The sequence below is a fragment of the Burkholderia sp. Ac-20392 genome, assembly GCF_017104585.1.
GTDB classification, from domain to species: domain Bacteria; phylum Pseudomonadota; class Gammaproteobacteria; order Burkholderiales; family Burkholderiaceae; genus Burkholderia; species Burkholderia lata.
The window spans coordinates 1-943 of record NZ_JAAGPB010001039.1 but is presented as its reverse complement, the minus strand read 5'-3'; the positions used below and the strand labels follow the sequence as shown (position 1 = coordinate 943).

General features: G+C 67.6%; 1 protein-coding gene. It reads right to left on the bottom strand.

The features are described 5' to 3' along the window. A partial coding sequence (locus G3N99_RS40640) for a CheR family methyltransferase (protein ID WP_206125245.1) occupies positions 1-879 on the bottom strand: 879 nt, incomplete at its 3' end. Positions 880-943 lie beyond the last annotated feature (64 nt).

The following is a 943-nucleotide window of genomic DNA, read 5'->3' as shown; positions in this document are numbered from 1 at the left end:
GTCGCGGGTCAGTTCATACACCGTCTGCCCGCGCAGCCGGAACGCCTGCGTGACATACGTGAAGTTTTCCGAATGGCCGGCGAACAGCAGCCCGCCCGGCTTCACGAGCGGCTCGAAGCGCGACAGCACCTGCCCCTGTGTCGGCTTGTCGAAATAGATCATCACGTTGCGGCAGAAGATCGCGTCGAACGGCTTCGCGATCCCGTAATCCGCATCGGTCAGGTTCAGCTGCTCGAAGCGGATCATCGCGCGCAGCTCGGGGCGCACCTTCACGCGGCCGGCCTGCGGGCCCGTGCCCTTCAGGAAGAAGCGCTTCAGCCGCTCCGGCGCCAGGTGCTTGACCTGGTCGTACGTGTAGATGCCGGCTTCCGCCTTCGCGAGCACCTGCGTGTCGAGGTCGGTCGCGAGGATCGACGCGCCGCGCGCGGCCGATTCGCCGAGCGCCTCGATCAGCGTGATCGCGATCGAGTAAGGCTCCTCGCCGGTCGACGCCGCCGAGCACCAGACCGATACCGGCGCCGGCCGCCCCTTCACGAAATCCGACAGGATCGGGAAATGGTGCGACTCGCGGAAGAACGCGGTCAGGTTCGTCGTCAGCGCATTGGTGAACGCTTCCCACTCGAGCGGATCGTCTTCCTGCTCGAGCAGGTCGAGATAGTCGCGGAACGTGTCGAGGCCGCGTGCCCGCAAGCGGCGCGCGAGACGGCTGTACGCCATGTCGCGCTTGTGCTCGGACAGCGAGATCCCCGCGCGTTGATGGATCAGCGCGCGAATGCGTGCGAAATCCGCGCCCGTGAACGCGAAGTCGCGCCCCGGCTCGCCCGCGCGAGGCGAGGCATCCGGTGCATCGGGTCGAAACGGCGCGCGCGCGTGCGGCATGGTTTAGAAGGTCTCCCAATCGTCGTCGGACGCGCCGGCCGTGGCCGCCGCCGGCTTCTCGCCA